This is a genomic window from Enterococcus rotai, from assembly GCF_001465345.1.
In the GTDB taxonomy this organism is placed as follows: domain Bacteria; phylum Bacillota; class Bacilli; order Lactobacillales; family Enterococcaceae; genus Enterococcus_L; species Enterococcus_L rotai.
This window is the reverse complement of record NZ_CP013655.1, coordinates 2,882,233-2,897,289: the sequence shown is the minus strand read 5'-3', so window position 1 is coordinate 2,897,289 and position 15,057 is coordinate 2,882,233. Positions and strand designations below refer to the sequence as shown.

The 15,057-nt window shown below is 38.4% G+C and carries 15 protein-coding genes; 2 read left to right on the top strand and 13 right to left on the bottom strand.

The features are described from left to right. Window positions 1–11: 11 nt before the first annotated feature. From carB to ATZ35_RS12765, 11 genes are all read right to left on the bottom strand, one after another. Window positions 12–3,191 (bottom strand): carbamoyl-phosphate synthase large subunit, encoded by a 3,180-nt coding sequence (carB, locus tag ATZ35_RS12815; RefSeq protein WP_208927574.1) that lies wholly within the window; start codon window positions 3,189–3,191, stop codon window positions 12–14. After that, on the bottom strand, window positions 3,191–4,270 hold the full coding sequence (locus ATZ35_RS12810; protein ID WP_208927573.1) for a carbamoyl phosphate synthase small subunit: 1,080 nt from the start codon (window positions 4,268–4,270) through the stop codon (window positions 3,191–3,193). Before ATZ35_RS12810 ends, carB begins: the two co-directional genes overlap by 1 nt. Window positions 4,271–4,272: 2 nt before the next feature. Continuing rightward, entirely contained in the window at window positions 4,273–5,556 is a 1,284-nt protein-coding gene (pyrC, locus tag ATZ35_RS12805; RefSeq protein ID WP_208927572.1) for a dihydroorotase, read from the bottom strand. Window positions 5,557–5,565: 9 nt separating this feature from the next. After that, window positions 5,566–6,492: an aspartate carbamoyltransferase catalytic subunit gene (locus tag ATZ35_RS12800; protein WP_086279538.1), complete on the bottom strand. Its 927-nt coding sequence runs from the start codon at window positions 6,490–6,492 to the stop codon at window positions 5,566–5,568. 92 nt (window positions 6,493–6,584) lie between these two features. After that, window positions 6,585–7,865 carry a solute carrier family 23 protein gene (locus ATZ35_RS12795; RefSeq protein WP_208927571.1) on the bottom strand — a complete coding sequence of 427 codons (1,281 nt, stop codon included), beginning with the start codon at window positions 7,863–7,865 and terminating at the stop codon, window positions 6,585–6,587. A gap of 33 nt (window positions 7,866–7,898) precedes the next feature. Continuing rightward, the gene (gene pyrR / locus ATZ35_RS12790; protein ID WP_208927570.1) at window positions 7,899–8,456 is read right to left on the bottom strand and encodes a bifunctional pyr operon transcriptional regulator/uracil phosphoribosyltransferase PyrR; all 558 of its coding nucleotides are present in this window, start codon (window positions 8,454–8,456) and stop codon (window positions 7,899–7,901) included. Between the two features lie 420 nt (window positions 8,457–8,876). Then, the gene (locus tag ATZ35_RS12785; RefSeq protein WP_208927569.1) at window positions 8,877–9,782 is read right to left on the bottom strand and encodes an RluA family pseudouridine synthase; all 906 of its coding nucleotides are present in this window, start codon (window positions 9,780–9,782) and stop codon (window positions 8,877–8,879) included. Further along, window positions 9,769–10,245 carry a signal peptidase II gene (lspA, locus tag ATZ35_RS12780; RefSeq protein ID WP_086444494.1) on the bottom strand — a complete coding sequence of 159 codons (477 nt, stop codon included), beginning with the start codon at window positions 10,243–10,245 and terminating at the stop codon, window positions 9,769–9,771. The genes ATZ35_RS12785 and lspA overlap by 14 nt, the downstream gene beginning before the upstream one ends. 6 nt (window positions 10,246–10,251) lie before the next feature. Then, entirely contained in the window at window positions 10,252–10,953 is a 702-nt protein-coding gene (locus ATZ35_RS12775; protein WP_208927568.1) for a CBS domain-containing protein, read from the bottom strand. Continuing rightward, window positions 10,953–11,336: a hypothetical protein gene (locus tag ATZ35_RS12770; RefSeq protein ID WP_208927567.1), complete on the bottom strand. Its 384-nt coding sequence runs from the start codon at window positions 11,334–11,336 to the stop codon at window positions 10,953–10,955. The genes ATZ35_RS12775 and ATZ35_RS12770 overlap by 1 nt, the downstream gene beginning before the upstream one ends. Before the next feature lie 155 nt (window positions 11,337–11,491). Further along, on the bottom strand, window positions 11,492–13,162 hold the full coding sequence (locus ATZ35_RS12765) for a formate--tetrahydrofolate ligase (RefSeq protein WP_208927566.1): 1,671 nt from the start codon (window positions 13,160–13,162) through the stop codon (window positions 11,492–11,494). A 182-nt stretch (window positions 13,163–13,344) separates the two neighbouring features. Between ATZ35_RS12765 and ATZ35_RS12760 the strand changes: the two genes are divergently transcribed. Beyond that, the gene (locus ATZ35_RS12760; protein ID WP_025869040.1) at window positions 13,345–13,545 is read left to right on the top strand and encodes a cold-shock protein; all 201 of its coding nucleotides are present in this window, start codon (window positions 13,345–13,347) and stop codon (window positions 13,543–13,545) included. Between the two features lie 36 nt (window positions 13,546–13,581). Here the strand turns inward: ATZ35_RS12760 and ATZ35_RS12755 are convergent, their stop codons facing one another. Continuing rightward, window positions 13,582–14,025, bottom strand: a complete 444-nt coding sequence (locus ATZ35_RS12755) for an EbsA family protein (protein WP_208927565.1) — start codon at window positions 14,023–14,025, stop codon at window positions 13,582–13,584. An 83-nt stretch (window positions 14,026–14,108) separates the two neighbouring features. Here ATZ35_RS12755 and ATZ35_RS12750 point away from each other — a divergent pair, with 83 nt between their 5' ends. Further along, window positions 14,109–14,504: a ribonuclease HI family protein gene (locus ATZ35_RS12750; RefSeq protein WP_208927564.1), complete on the top strand. Its 396-nt coding sequence runs from the start codon at window positions 14,109–14,111 to the stop codon at window positions 14,502–14,504. Here ATZ35_RS12750 and ybaK read toward each other — a convergent pair whose 3' ends face one another. Continuing rightward, window positions 14,505–14,996, bottom strand: coding sequence for a Cys-tRNA(Pro) deacylase (ybaK, locus tag ATZ35_RS12745; RefSeq protein ID WP_208927563.1), 492 nt, complete (start codon window positions 14,994–14,996; stop codon window positions 14,505–14,507). Between the last annotated feature and the right edge of the window lie 61 nt (window positions 14,997–15,057).

The window sequence follows — 15,057 nt, the reverse complement described above, 5'->3', positions numbered from 1 at the left end:
GGCTTTTAAATTTAGATAGACTCTGTTGAAAATGACCGTGATTCCAACACTTTTAAGATGGCTTCTGCCGTATCCAGAGAAGTGAACAATGGGACACCGTGTTCTACTGCTTCACGTCTGATCAAAAATCCATCTTGATTTAAATCAGAACGATTCTTATCCATCGTATTTACCACAACTTGGGCTTCCCCGCTACGAATCAAATCAAGAACCGTTTCGCCACCTTGATTGATTTTAAGAACGGTTTTAACTAATAAGCCATTTTCTGCTAAAAATTCAGCCGTGCCTTTTGTTGCGATCAAGCTATAGCCAATTTCATTAAATCGTTTTGCTAATGCCAACGCCTCTTCTTTTGTTTCATCAGCTATGGTAAACAAGACTGCACCAAAACTTGGCAAATGTAACCCTGATGCTTCAAACGCTTTATATAAGGCTTTTTCTAGACTATAATCAGAACCCATTACTTCACCCGTTGATTTCATTTCAGGCCCTAAATAAGTATCGACCTTTTGGAGTTTAGTGAAAGAAAATACGGGTGCTTTGATATGGACTTGCTGACTTTCAGGATATAAACCATCTTGATAGCCTAGATCGGTTAGTTTTTCACCAAGAATTGCTTTTGTTGCGACTTGAGCCATCGGAATTCCTGTGATTTTGCTTAAAAATGGTACTGTTCGACTAGCACGTGGATTAACCTCGATCACATAGACTTTTTCCTCATGGATCACGAATTGGATATTCATCATACCAATACAGTTCAATCCGATTGCTAATTTTTTTGTATAATCGGCAATCGTTTGTTGAATGTCATTCGACAAAGTTTGTGGCGGGTACACCGCCATTGAATCACCGGAATGAACGCCAGCACGTTCGATATGTTCCATAATACCAGGAATCAAGACCGTTTGACCGTCGCAAATCGCATCTACTTCACATTCTTTACCCAATAAATAGCTGTCAACTAAGACAGGATGCTCTGGTGAAGCTTTTACTGCATTTCGCATATAATCTTCCAAGTCTTTTTGGTTTTCAACAATTTCCATTGCTCGTCCACCAAGAACGTAGCTTGGTCGAACTAAAACTGGATAACCGATTTTATTGGCAACAGCCACAGCTTCTTCAGCACTCGTAGCGGTATCGCCAGGTGGTTGTGGAATATCCAACGCTTGTAGTGCTTGCTCAAATAAGTCACGATTTTCTGCTCTGTCTAAATCTTCGATCGATGTTCCTAAGATTTTTACACCTTGCTTAACTAGTGGTTCTGCAAGGTTGATTGCTGTTTGACCACCAAACTGAACGATTACGCCTGTTGGTTGCTCTAACTCAATTACATTCATCACGTCTTCAAGCGTTAATGGCTCAAAATATAATTTATCCGAAATCGAGAAGTCTGTTGAAACTGTTTCAGGATTACTATTCATAATGATTGCTTCATACCCTGCTGCTTGGATTGCTTTTACTGAATGAACGGTTGCATAATCGAATTCTACTCCTTGTCCGATTCTGATTGGACCAGATCCTAAAACCAAAACAGACGGTTTTTCAGAACGGATGCTTTCATTTTCGAATTCATACGTACTGTAAAAATAAGGAGTTTGAGATTCAAACTCAGCCGCGCAAGTGTCGACCATTTTATAAACTGGCAATATCTTTTGCTCATGACGATAGTCAGAAACTTCTTGTTCACTTATTTGCCATAAATCAGCAATTTTTCGATCAGTAAACCCATTTTGTTTTGCTTCTTTTAATGTTTCGCTATCTTTGAAATTACTTTCTAATGCTGTCTCTAGCTCAACGATATGAAGTAATTTATCAAGGAAGAACAAATCGATTTTAGTTAACATAGCCAACTCTTCGATTGTAAATCCTCGTCTGATAGCTTCTGATAGATAAAATAAGCGGTCATCTTGCGCTTTTACGATTTTTTCTGTCAAAAGTTCATCGCTGACTTCTTTTATTTCTTTTAATTCATTATGATAAGCACCGATTTCTAGTGAACGAACAGCTTTTAATAATGATTCTTCGATGTTACGACCGATGGCCATAACCTCACCTGTCGCTTTCATTTGAGTACCTAAACGACGTTCCCCTTTTTCAAATTTATCGAAAGGCCAGCGAGGAATTTTTGCCACTACGTAATCCAATGCTGGCTCAAATTCTGCATAGGTTGTTCCTGTAACTGGATTTTTCATTTCATCCAAGGTTAATCCTACAGCAATTTTTGCTGCTAATTTAGCAATCGGGTAGCCTGTTGCTTTACTGGCTAGGGCGGACGATCTAGAAACTCTTGGGTTAACTTCGATCACGTAATAATTAAAACTGTGCGGGTCTAATGCTAGCTGAACATTACAGCCCCCTTCTATTTTTAGCGCTCTAATGATTTTAAGGGACGCATCACGCAGCATTTGATATTCATGATCAGATAATGTTTGACTTGGTGCAAATACAATCGAATCTCCTGTATGGATCCCGACCGGATCGAAGTTTTCCATATTACAAACGACGATCGCATTATCAGCAGAATCTCGCATCACTTCATACTCGATTTCTTTAAAACCAGCAATACTCTTTTCAATCAAGCATTGTGTTACAGGCGATAATTTCAGCCCATTTTCAGCAATAAGCCGTAATTTCTCTTCATTATCACACATTCCTCCGCCCGTTCCACCTAAAGTAAACGCAGGACGTACAATGATTGGATAACCGATCGTATTGGCAAAGTCCACTGCTTGCTCTACGGTATTGATGATTTCACTTTCAGGAATCGGTTGATCCAACTCTTCCATTAATTGTTTAAACAAATCACGATCTTCAGCTTGGTCGATCGCATTTAATTTGGTTCCTAGTAATTCTACATTCAGTTCAGCCAAAATACCGGATTCGGCAAGTTCCATCGCCATATTTAACCCCGTTTGACCGCCTAAAGTAGGTAGTAATGCATCTGGCCGTTCTTTTCGTATAATACGAGAGACAAATTCTAGTGTGATCGGTTCAATATACACTTGATCGGCAATTTCTTTATCTGTCATGATCGTTGCCGGGTTTGAATTAACCAAAACGACTTCGTATCCTTCTTCTCTTAAAGCAAGACAGGCTTGTGTGCCAGCATAATCAAATTCTGCAGCTTGGCCAATAATGATCGGTCCAGAACCGATTACCATGATTTTCTTGATATCTGATCTTTTTGGCATTAGTCCTGCTCCTTCCATGCATCCATTAATTCCATAAATTCGTCAAACAAATGTAGACCATCGTGTGGACCTGGTGCTGCATCTGGGTGGTATTGAACAGTAAAGGCCGGGTATTGACGATGTCTAACCCCTTCTACTGAGCCATCATTCACTTCTACATGAGTAACCATCAACTTCTCAGGATCAACTGTTGCAGCATCAACTGCATAGCCATGATTTTGTGAGGTAAAATCGATTCTCCCAGTTGCTATTTCTCGAACCGGATGATTTAAGCCCCGATGACCAAACTTCATTTTATAGGTATCTGCTCCATTAGCTAAAGCGAATAGTTGATGCCCTAGGCAAATACCGAAAATCGGGACTTTTCCTTGGATTGCTTGAATCATTTCAATCGCTTCTGGCACATCTTTTGGGTCCCCTGGGCCATTTGTCAACATCACACCATCTGGTGAAAGTTCTAAAATCGTTTCCGCATCAGTGTTGTACGGTAACACGGTCAAGTTGCAATGTCGTTTTGATAATTCTCTTAAAATACTATGCTTCAAACCAAAATCAACAACGATCACATTTCTACCGATTCCAGGACTTGGATAAGGTTTGGTTGTCGAAACTTGCGCTACTTGATTTTTTGGCAAGACTGTAGCTTTTAATTGATCAAATTCATGCGTCAAATCGTCATCAATATCGATAAACCCAGCTTTCATGGTTCCAACAGAACGGAGTTTTCTAGTCAATGCACGAGTGTCGATTCCTGAAATCCCTGGTATGCCTTTTCTTTTTAGAAATTCGTCCAGCGTCATCTGTGCCCGCCAGTTTGAAGCTAAACGCGCATGTTCTTTCACTACCACGCCTTTACAAGTAGGCGAAATTGATTCATAATCATCACGATTGACACCATAGTTTCCGACCATCGGATAGGTAAATGTAATAATTTGACCATTGAAACTTTGGTCAGTGATCGTTTCTTGGTAGCCTGTCATACTTGTTGTAAAAACAATCTCTCCAACAACGTTGACCTGTGCACCAAAGGCTTTTCCTTCAAAAACGGTTCCGTCTTCTAGTATCAATAGTCGTTTCAACTTTATGCATCTCCCTTAGCCCAAGCTGATTGTCCATCAACAAAGGTCATTAATGTGTTCCCTTTGACTTTCCAACCAACAAACGGTGTATTAACACCGAGTGATTCAAAGTCCTGATCGTCGATTGTTTCTTCTAGCTCTAAGTCAAAAATAGAGATGTCTGCCGGAGCACCAATCGTTAGTGTTCCTGCATCTAGACCGAAAATTTCTGCGGGTTTGGTTGCCATCCAATCAATGACTTGTTCCAAGGTGAATTTTCCTGTTTCAACAAAATTCGTATAGATTAGTTGAAAAGCTGTTTCACTCCCAACTATACCAAAGGGAGCTTTTAAGAATGTTTGATTTTTTTCTTCTAGTCCATGTGGCGCATGATCCGTTGCGATACAATCGATCGTACCATCTAGTAACCCTTCGATTAGTGCATCACGATCAGATGTTGCTCTAAGCGGCGGATTCATTTTCCAGAAACCGTTGTCTTCAGGGATGTTTTCATCAACTAAAATCAAATGATGTGGCGCAACTTCTGCTGTAACGTGAATCCCAGCTCGTTTGGCATCACGGATGACACGAACACTTTCTTTTGTTGAAACGTGGCAGACATGATAGTGAACACCTGTTTCACCGGCTAAGACAACATCACGAGCAATCTGTGATGCTTCAGTTGAACTTAAAATCCCTGGTAAACCTAACTTTTTAGAAATTTCACCCTCGTGCATGACTCCGCCAAAAAGTAGTGACTCATCTTCTGTGTGGGCCACGATTGCCATATCAAGTGCTGCTGCTTCTTTCATTGCAAGATACATAATCCCTGCTGTTTGTACGCCTACACCGTCGTTTGTAAATGCGAAAGCGCCAACTTCTTTTAACGCTTTTTGGTCGGTCAATGTTTCACTGCGTAATTCCTCTGTGATTGGAGCATATTGTAGCACTTTCACTACAGCATTTTTTTCAATGATTTCGTATACTTCTTTTAATTTTTCTGCAGTATCAGGAACAGGATTTAAATTGGGCATTGCACAAACCGTTGTATATCCACCTCTGGCTGCTGATTTACTACCCGTTTCGATTGTTTCTTTATAAGTAAACCCTGGTTCTCTTAGATGAACATGGACATCCACTAATCCTGGTACGATCAATTGACCTTTGGCATCGTAGACTTTATCAAATGTACTTTCTTCAAAAAATTCTCCAATTGCTCTGATCTTGCCCTCTTCGATCCATATTTCTGCTGGAATCAATTGATTATCTTTTTTTATGATTTTCCCATTCTTGATAAGTGTTTTCATATTGTTCACCTATGCCTTTCCTTGTAATACTGCTTCTAAAATTGCCATTCTCATATAGACACCATTACTCATCTGTTGGATGATTCTAGATTGGATTCCTTCTACTAAAGAATCAGCCAGCTCAACATCACGATTCACAGGAGCAGGATGCATGATGACCGCATGTTTTTGTAGTCGTTTTGCGCGCTCAACCGTTAGGCCATATTGCTGATGGTACTCTTCTTTTGAGAATATTTCTGAACCATCATGGCGTTCATGTTGCACTCTAAGCAACATCATCACATCAACTGTTTCGACCACTTCATCTAACGGCATATAATGGCCATAAGCTTCAAATTGCTTATCGTACCATTCCTCTGGTCCTGAGAAAAAGATCGTTGCGCCAAGTCTCTTTAACATCTGCATGTTTGATTTCGCTACTCTAGAATGTGTAATATCCCCGACGATTGCAATTTTCAATCCCTCAAAGTATCCAAATTCCTCGTATATTGTCATTAAATCTAATAGGCATTGGGTAGGATGTTGACCACTGCCGTCACCACCATTAATAATGGAACATTGGATTGTTTTACTTTGAATCAGTTCATCATAATAATTTTCTTCTCCATGACGAATGACTGCCACATCAACTCCGATTGCCGACATTGTCAGCACTGTATCATAAAGTGTTTCACCTTTTTTGACTGAGCTCATACTTTCTTCAAACTCAATAACTTCAATCCCTAATTTTTTTTCGGCAACATCAAAGCTCTTATGCGTTCGTGTACTATTTTCAAAGAACAAGTTTGTCGCAAAGTATTGTTTTTTTTCAGGTTGCCAAGTCGCTCCTTGTTTAAATTCTTGGGCACGATGAATCAGGCCCATAACTTCTTGGTCACTTAATACTTCTACTGTTAAAAGATGTTTTAAACTGATACGTTCAGATGTGATGATCATTCGTTTTCCTCCTTGTTTTAAAAGCTGAAAGGCTAGCTCTTGAAGCTAGATATCAATGGTAACAACGTTCCACACTTTTTTACCTAGTTAGACTACTTTTCTTCACTGCGCGCTGTTTCAGGTAAAATCAGGTTTAGAATGATTCCTAAGACTGTTGCTAATGCCATTGATGACAATTCAAAGGTATCCAATTTAAAGACCAATCCGCCAATCCCAATGACTAAGATCACTGAGGCGATCAATAGATTCTTTTTCTTATCAAAGTTGATTTGATTGTCAATCAGGATTTTCAACCCACTTGCCGCAATGACACCGAATAAGACAAAGCTGATACCAGAGATAACTGGACCAGGGATACTTAAAATGATTGCACTTAATTTCCCTACAAAACCTAATCCCACTGCGAACACTGCAGCTCCTGCAATCACGAACACACTATGAACACGAGTGATTGCTAGAACACCGATATTTTCGCCATAACTTGTAACAGGTGGTCCGCCGACTAAACCAGCTACGATTTGCGCCGCTCCGTCTCCCATCAACGTTTTGGATAAACCAGGATCTTGAAAGAAGTTGCGTTTAGTCAATTTATTTAAGACCATTAAGTGTCCGATATGTTCCGTCATTGTGACGAATGCGATCGGCGCCATCGTTGTGATTGCATTCAAATGGAGTTTTGGTTGATATTGAACAAAAGGAATCTCGAAGTTTGGCATGGCAAACCACGCAGCTTGTTTGATTGGTTCAACATCTACAATCCCGAATAATAAAGCAACTAAATACCCACTAACGATTCCTAGTAAGATTGGAATCAACCCCAGAAAGCCTTTGAAAAACATGTTATAGAAAATGGTTAACCCCAATGTGATCAACGCAACCGCGATGAATTTGAAATCATAGTCCCCATTGTTGTACATAGCATTATTTGCAGCATTTGAAGCCAATCCTAAGCCGATGACCATCACTACAGGTCCAACAACGATTGGTGGCAATATTTTGTCTAGCCAAGCCGATCCTATTTTACTGATGATAATGGAAACAATCAGATAAACCAACCCTGTTGTCATTGCCCCTTGTGCGATTGCTGGATAGCCGTCACTTTTCATCAACATCTGCATAGCGGCAATAAAAGCAAAGCTACTTCCCAGATAAGCTGGAATTTTACCTTTCGTTACGAATAAGTAAACGATGGTTCCAAGCCCTGAACTGACCAAAGCTATTCCTGGATCTATTCCTACTAAAATCGGAACTAAAACTGTTGCACCAAACATGGTAAATAAATGCTGTAAACTTAACCCGATCCAATGTGCAGTCTTGGGCTTATCGTGAATATCTAATACTGCTTCTTCATTGCGAAATTCTTTTTCTGTCATCTCAACCTATCCTATCTGTACTAATGTATTTGTCTATTCGTCTATGCTGGCGATCAAAATTCGATCAGCTCCGTCTTTTTCTTCAACTTCAACAATGATTTCTTCTGCCATAGAAGTTGGAATATTTTTTCCTACGTAGTCTGCTCTGATTGGAAGTTCTCTGTGACCTCTATCTACCAAAACGGCTAATGAAATTTTTCTTGGTCGTCCAAGATCCATCACTGCATCCATTGCCGCTCTGATTGTCCGACCTGTAAAAAGTACGTCATCGATCAGAATTACTTCTTTGCCTTCTAAAGAAACTGGAATGTCAGAAGAGTGAAGTTCTGGTTCTTCTAATGAACGATCTTTCATCGATTGACCGTCCATATCATCTCGGTATAAGGTAATATCCAACTCACCGACTGGAACGTCAATTTGTTCTAATTGTTTTAAACGTTCAGCAATTCGTTGAGCGATGTAGATTCCTCGTGTTTTGATGCCGACCAATACGATATCTTGGATTCCTTTGTTTCTTTCAATAATTTCATAAGTGATTCTTGTAAGTGCACGTTTCATCGTTACTGCGTCAACGACTTCTTTTTTTTGCATGTTTGACTCCTCCTGAAAATGTACTTTTTAATGTTGCTTTATGAGCAACTTGTTCTAATGTGTAGGCGATACACTTGCTCTTTTTCATGTGGTGTTAGTTCTGCCTAGTGTTGAGTAGTTAAGACTTTTGGTGATTCACTACTAAAGTAGCTTCGCTCACTTCGTTCGCCAAGTACTGTTCATCATCTGCTCTGCAAAGCAATCGCAGTGATTCACAGCAAACAAAAATCCTCCCACCCGTATTCGGATAGGAGGATTGAATTTATCTATACAAAGATACTATTCATTTCACACAGATTCTTTCTAAGCGCACCTAGATATTGTTCTGCATGTTTCCTTCTTAGCCTCACGGGACTACTCTTAAAGGATGCTTATTTAATTTTCTTTCTCAAAACAGTGTACCTTTTCTTTTCAAATAAATCAATCATTATTTCTTAATTGATCTAAAGTTTTTTCAAAAAGCTCTGGTAGTGGCGCTTCAAAGACCATCATTTGGCCAGTTGTAGGATGTTTGAACCCTAAAACCTCAGCATGTAAAAATTGACCGTTGCCTTTTAATGTTTTTCTTGGTCCATAAAGTGGATCGCCTGCAACTGGAAACCCAATATATTTCATGTGAACACGTATTTGATGAGTGCGTCCTGTTTCCAATTGTAATTGAACTAATGTATATCCCTCATATCGTTCTAAGACTTCAAAATGAGTCACAGCTGGTTTTCCACCTTCAATGACTGCTTGCATTTTTCGATCATTTTTTGAACGGCCGATCGGTGCATCAATCTCACCTTTATCGTGTGTAATTTCACCATGAACTAAAGCAATATATTTTCTAATCGATGTTTTATCCTTTAACTGTGCTGCTAATGCCTCATGAGCTTTATCATTTTTGGCTACCATCAATAAACCAGATGTGTCTTTGTCAATCCGATGAACGATTCCTGGTCGAATAATCCCATTGATCGAAGAAAGATCCTTGATGTGATATAACAACGCATTGACCAGGGTCCCATTTTGATGTCCAGCAGATGGATGCACAACCATGCCTTGCGGTTTATTGATTACCAACACATCATCATCTTCGTATACGATTTCAATCGGGATATCTTCAGCCACAACGTCAAGTTCGACTGGTTCTGGTACATTGATGCTGATTTCATCGTTTTCTTTTACTTTATAATTTGGACGAGTCACTTCACCATTGACCGTTATATTTTGATCTTTTAACCATTGCTGGATCTGAGAACGTGAGTGCTCTTTCAATAAATCACTCAAAACTTTATCGATCCGTCCTTTTTCTTGTTTTACTTTTACATTAATTTGTTCCATTTTTCCCATCCTTCGCTGCTTTTTCGTCTAAAATCAGATAAATAAAAATACATATCACGCCAATAACTAGCGCTGAGTCAGCAACATTGAAAATCGGAAAGCTGATAAAATCTGTTTGGAACATATCAACAACATAACCTAAACGTAAACGATCAATAAAATTGCCGACGGCTCCTGCTAAAACTAAACTCAACCCAATTGTAAACCACTTACTTCCATTAATATGTTTGATTAAAATATACAAAACTACGGCTACGACAACCACAGTAACAATATAAAAAAACCACATTTTTCCCTCTAAAAGACTCCAAGCAGCTCCTGTGTTACGAAGATACGTAAACGACATAAAGCCAGGGATAAACTCTTTGGTTTCTCCAAGTGGAATATTTGTTACGGTTAAATATTTTACCCATTGATCTAAACCGATCAAAACTGCACTAATAATCAGATAAACTGCTAACAACGGCTTTCATTCCTTCTCTAAATTATTGTATAAATCCCTCGGACGAATAATTCCAAGTAAGCTTCCATTAGGGTTACCATCTTTTGTAATCAATATCGCTTCTAATCTGACTTGCGTTACGAACAGTTCTTCAACCTGAAACACAGTTGTGTCTTTGCCGACAAATTGATAGTTACTTCCTTTATAATTGCTTACCAAAAGTTCGGCTGCTTTTCTACCTTCTAATTGGATATCTCCTTTAGAGCTTTCAACGGCTAACCAAATTCCTAGTCCACGAACTGTAATTAGTCCCTTAAAGATACCTGCATCATAAATTGGAAATTGTGAATACTGTTTACGTGCCACAATCGCTAAAATATCTTTAATTGAAATATTTATATCAAATCCGGTTACCTTTTTTGCAAACTTCGGCAGCACTTTTTCTGGACTGATCAACGCTTGTTCAATTTCCTGCATACGATTCACTGCCCATTCATTCGGTTCAGCTATCACGAAATCAGTTGAGATTTGTTCATGTACGATGGCGTTTCTTAATTGTGCCATTTGCAGTAAATCATCTTGAAAAAGCGGAATATGGCTGTCTTTTTTTCTTGATAGTCTGCGAACCATCTCACTAAAGCCCATATTGGTCGGATTATTCAATTGTTCACGAAACCACTTTTCAATTCGGTTAAAACTACTTAAAAATTCTTCAGCTCTTTCACCCATTAGGTCTTCTCCTTGATCACATAAGCTTTATTCAACATTGAAAAAACAAACATAAAATAAAGAACAAGCAATAGTAAAACGCCAACGATATTCAATTGTAAAACTGGAATTAAAAACATGCCAACAAAGAGTATAACATAAATCAAGATCAGAGTTGGGTTCATCGTTATCTCTAAATCAATCGTTTGATTCTGATTGCTTACTGTAATTGGCATACTCTTCAAAAAGAAAAACCTAGCCTGAATTGTGCATTCTAATTCTTCTAATTCGACTTCTTTTGTTTCATTTTGGCTTAAATAAAACCACTTTTCATTGTTTTTTCTAATCTCGATTGGACTGCCCATTCCATAAAATCCGGTATTTCTAGTACAACGAATCTTCATGCTGATCCCTCCTCGAGCTCTAGTCTAAAGTATATAACAAAAAGCGTCTGACTGGAAGAAAGAAGTTGGCTTGAATGGAAATAATCGAAATGACAAAAAAACAAAAGTCTCACTAACTATCGACTTTTGTTTTTCAGTTTAATTCGTACTAAATTTTAAAATAATCCAAAGGCATTCCCGTCTTTATCTACATCCATATTTAACGCGGCTGGTTTCTTTGGTAAGCCTGGCATTGTCATAACATCGCCTGTTAACGCAACAATAAATCCAGCGCCAATTTTTGGGACCAACTCACGAATCGTTATCGTAAACACTTCTGGGCGCCCTAATTTTTGAGGATCATCGGATAAGGAATATTGAGTTTTAGCCATACAGACCGGCAAACGATCCCACCCATATTTTTCGAAAGTTGCTAATTGAATTTGGGCCTTTTTGGAAAAAGACACATCCTCTCCACCATAAATTTTGGTCACGATTGCTTTGATTTTATCTTCCAAGTTCATGCCCATTTGATAAATGGTTTTAAAATCTGCTGTTTGCTCTGCAATAACTTGCGTAACACGTTTAGCTAAGGCAACACCGCCTTCAGCTCCTTTTTCCCAAACGCTTGTTAACTCAACAGGGACGTTGATTGCTTCACATAATTCACGTAAAGCTTCGATTTCGTTTTCAGTATCGGTTACAAATTCATTGATCGCCACAACTACAGGTAAGCCATAACTTTGCATATTTTCAATATGCTTGTGTAAATTTGAAAATCCTTTAATTAAAGCTGAAATATTTTCTGTATTTAACGCATTTTTAGCTACTCCGCCATGCATTTTCAGCGCACGGATCGTTGCGACAATCACCACTGCATCGGGTGCTTTCTTTAAATTTGGGACCTTGATATCTAAGAATTTCTCTCCACCCAGATCAGCTCCGAAACCTGCTTCAGTTACAACATAATCCCCCAGCTTCAACGCTGTTTTCGTTGCTAAAATACTATTACAGCCATGTGCGATATTTGCAAATGGACCGCCATGGACAAATGCTGCAGTGCCATATATTGTTTGAACTAAATTAGGTTTGAGTGCGTCTTTCAATAGTAAGGTTAAAGCACCTTGAACGCCTAAATCACTAACCGTTACAGGATCACGATCAAAGGTATAGCCTATAACAATATTTCCTAGCCTAAACTTCAGATCTTCTAAGTCGATTGCTAAACATAATATGGCCATGATCTCACTTGCCACAGTAATATCAAAACCGTCTTCACGAGGCACTCCTTGGACTGGACCGCCTAAGCCTACGATTACTTGACGCAACGCACGATCATTCAAGTCAACTACTCGTTTCCAAATGACCCTTCTAGCGTCGATCCCAAGTTCATTCCCTTGTTGGATATGATTATCTAATAAAGCAGAAAGCGCATTATTAGCTGTTGTGATCGCATGCATATCCCCAGTAAAATGCAGATTGATATCTTCCATTGGCAACACTTGAGCGTATCCTCCACCTGTTGCACCGCCTTTGATACCCATAACAGGTCCCAATGAAGGTTCACGTAATGCGATGACTGTTTTCTTACCAATATGATTCAATGCATCTCCTAAACCAATGGTGACTGTTGATTTCCCTTCACCAGCCGGCGTGGGGTTGATCGAAGTTACTAGGATCAATTTACCTTCATTATTATCTGCCAGACGCTGAATGGTTTGAAAATCGATTTTAGCTTTGTATTTCCCGAATAATTCTAGATCTTCATCTGTTAAACCAATTGATTCTGCTACTTTATTAATAGGCAATAAGTCAACTTCCTTTGAAATTTCTATATCTGTCTTCATATAAAACCTCTTTTCCCGAACTATTTTTAGTTATCCAATCTATTTGTTAAGTTATTCCTTATTATAACGTGTATCACAGCGCTTTTCCATCATTAAAATAACTTTTTTGCAAAAGATTGACGAGTTCCGTTTTTCACTTTATAATGATGCTAGACTTTAGAAAATAAAGGAGCGTGATTTGAATGGAAAAAGGGTTCGTCAAGTGGTTCGATAATAGAAAAGGTTACGGCTTTATTGGTTACAATGAGGACGAAGAAATCTTTGTTCATTTCACAGCAATCGAAGAAGATGGCTTTAAGTCATTAGAAGAAAATCAAGCCGTAGAATTTGAAGTAATGGAAGGCACACGAGGGTTACAAGCCGCTCATGTGAAGAAAATATAGAAAAAACAGCATTCTGCTTAGCAGAGTGCTGTTTTTTTAATAGTGTTTACCAATAGTCAATAATGGATCATCAATAATCTGGGTCGTCAATGAGCATTGTTGTTTCATTGACTGGATAAATGCGTGTTTATTTTTTTTCGTCATGATAAATAGTTGCGTACCTTCTTTAAACTCAATTGAGCTTATTTCGATACATTTAGGTCCAACTCGAATCATTTCGATTGCAGACAATGTTATTTTTTTCCGTCTAATTGGCAATAACGCATGCACGATCAATTGTTCATTCTCGATCATAAAATAACGATTGCATCCTAATAAAGTAAAGAAAAAGAAGATGCCTAACACGATATTACTAGTCAAATAAGGACGAGTATGCTCCAATGTTAAGATTAAACTTAAAAATAAAATGCCAAATGTACAGGACCAATAAATTATCGCTGTGGATAATTCTGGTTGCCAATGATAGACTTTTTTCTTCATGTAGCGACCCCTTAATAAAAATTCAATATGTTATAATAGTAACATACTTCAACTTTGAACGAAAAGAAAATAAGGAGATATTTATGTTACGATTATATGTCGATGCTGCAACAAAAGGAAATCCAGGTCCAAGTGGCGGAGGGATCGTTATTGTCGGCGAAAATTTGCATGAGCAGCTGCATGTTTCACTTGGTGAGTGTTCCAACCACGAAGCTGAATTTAAAGTATTTATCCAAGCACTGCAATTCGTCATCGAAAAAAAATTAAATAATCAAACGGTTTTGATCCACTCTGATAGTAAGATCGTGGTACAAACAATTGAGAAGCAACATGCTAAGAATCCACTATTCCAGCCCTATCTTAAATCCTTTCAACAATTAGAAAACCGTTTCCCGCTATTATTGGTAAAATGGCTTCCTGAAAGTCAAAACAAAGGTGCAGATACTTTAGCCAAACAAGCATTACAAAAATATCAGTAATTATTCCATTGTTATATCTGCTATTTCCCCTTTTGTAACTTGAATAATCGCTGCCGGAGACAATTCGATTTGCATACCTCTTTTACCTGCTGACACAATAATAGTATCAAATTGTCTTGCCTCTTCAGCAATATAAGTTGGAAATAATTTTTTCATGCCAATTGGTGAGCATCCGCCTCGAATGTATCCAGTTGTTTCTTCTAAGTCTCTCAAATGAAGCATATCCACTTTTTTATTGCCACTTGCACTAGCTAATTTTTTTAAATTCAGTTCCTTATTACCAGGGATCACTGCTACAACAGGACCAGTTTTATTGCCAATGGTTACCAATGTTTTAAAAATTTTACCGTCTGCAATTCCGATCTTTTCAGCAACACTGTTTGCACTTAAATGATCCTCGCTCCATCCAAACTCATATTCTTGATATGGAATTTTCTGCTGTTCTACAATTCGTATTGCATTTGTTTTTTGGATTTTTTTCTTTTTTGCCAACGCTATTCACCTCATAATCAAGTTTAACAAAGAATTCAATCGATGCAAGAAAAATAGACTA

Excerpts from the sequence above, each read along its gene's own strand:
- ATZ35_RS12770 (WP_208927567.1), bottom strand. The coding sequence starts at position 11,336 with ATGAAGATTCGTTGTACTAGAAATACCGGATTTTATGGAATGGGCAGT.
- ATZ35_RS12750 (WP_208927564.1), top strand. The coding sequence starts at position 14,109 with ATGTTACGATTATATGTCGATGCTGCAACAAAAGGAAATCCAGGTCCA.
- ATZ35_RS12760 (WP_025869040.1), top strand. The coding sequence starts at position 13,345 with ATGGAAAAAGGGTTCGTCAAGTGGTTCGATAATAGAAAAGGTTACGGC.
- pyrR (WP_208927570.1), bottom strand. The coding sequence starts at position 8,456 with ATGCAAAAAAAAGAAGTCGTTGACGCAGTAACGATGAAACGTGCACTT.
- ATZ35_RS12800 (WP_086279538.1), bottom strand. The coding sequence starts at position 6,492 with ATGATCATCACATCTGAACGTATCAGTTTAAAACATCTTTTAACAGTA.
- carB (WP_208927574.1), bottom strand. The coding sequence starts at position 3,191 with ATGCCAAAAAGATCAGATATCAAGAAAATCATGGTAATCGGTTCTGGA.
- ATZ35_RS12755 (WP_208927565.1), bottom strand. The coding sequence starts at position 14,025 with ATGAAGAAAAAAGTCTATCATTGGCAACCAGAATTATCCACAGCGATA.
- ATZ35_RS12765 (WP_208927566.1), bottom strand. The coding sequence starts at position 13,162 with ATGAAGACAGATATAGAAATTTCAAAGGAAGTTGACTTATTGCCTATT.
- ATZ35_RS12785 (WP_208927569.1), bottom strand. The coding sequence starts at position 9,782 with ATGGAACAAATTAATGTAAAAGTAAAACAAGAAAAAGGACGGATCGAT.
- ATZ35_RS12795 (WP_208927571.1), bottom strand. The coding sequence starts at position 7,865 with ATGACAGAAAAAGAATTTCGCAATGAAGAAGCAGTATTAGATATTCAC.
- ATZ35_RS12775 (WP_208927568.1), bottom strand. The coding sequence starts at position 10,953 with ATGGGTGAAAGAGCTGAAGAATTTTTAAGTAGTTTTAACCGAATTGAA.
- pyrC (WP_208927572.1), bottom strand. The coding sequence starts at position 5,556 with ATGAAAACACTTATCAAGAATGGGAAAATCATAAAAAAAGATAATCAA.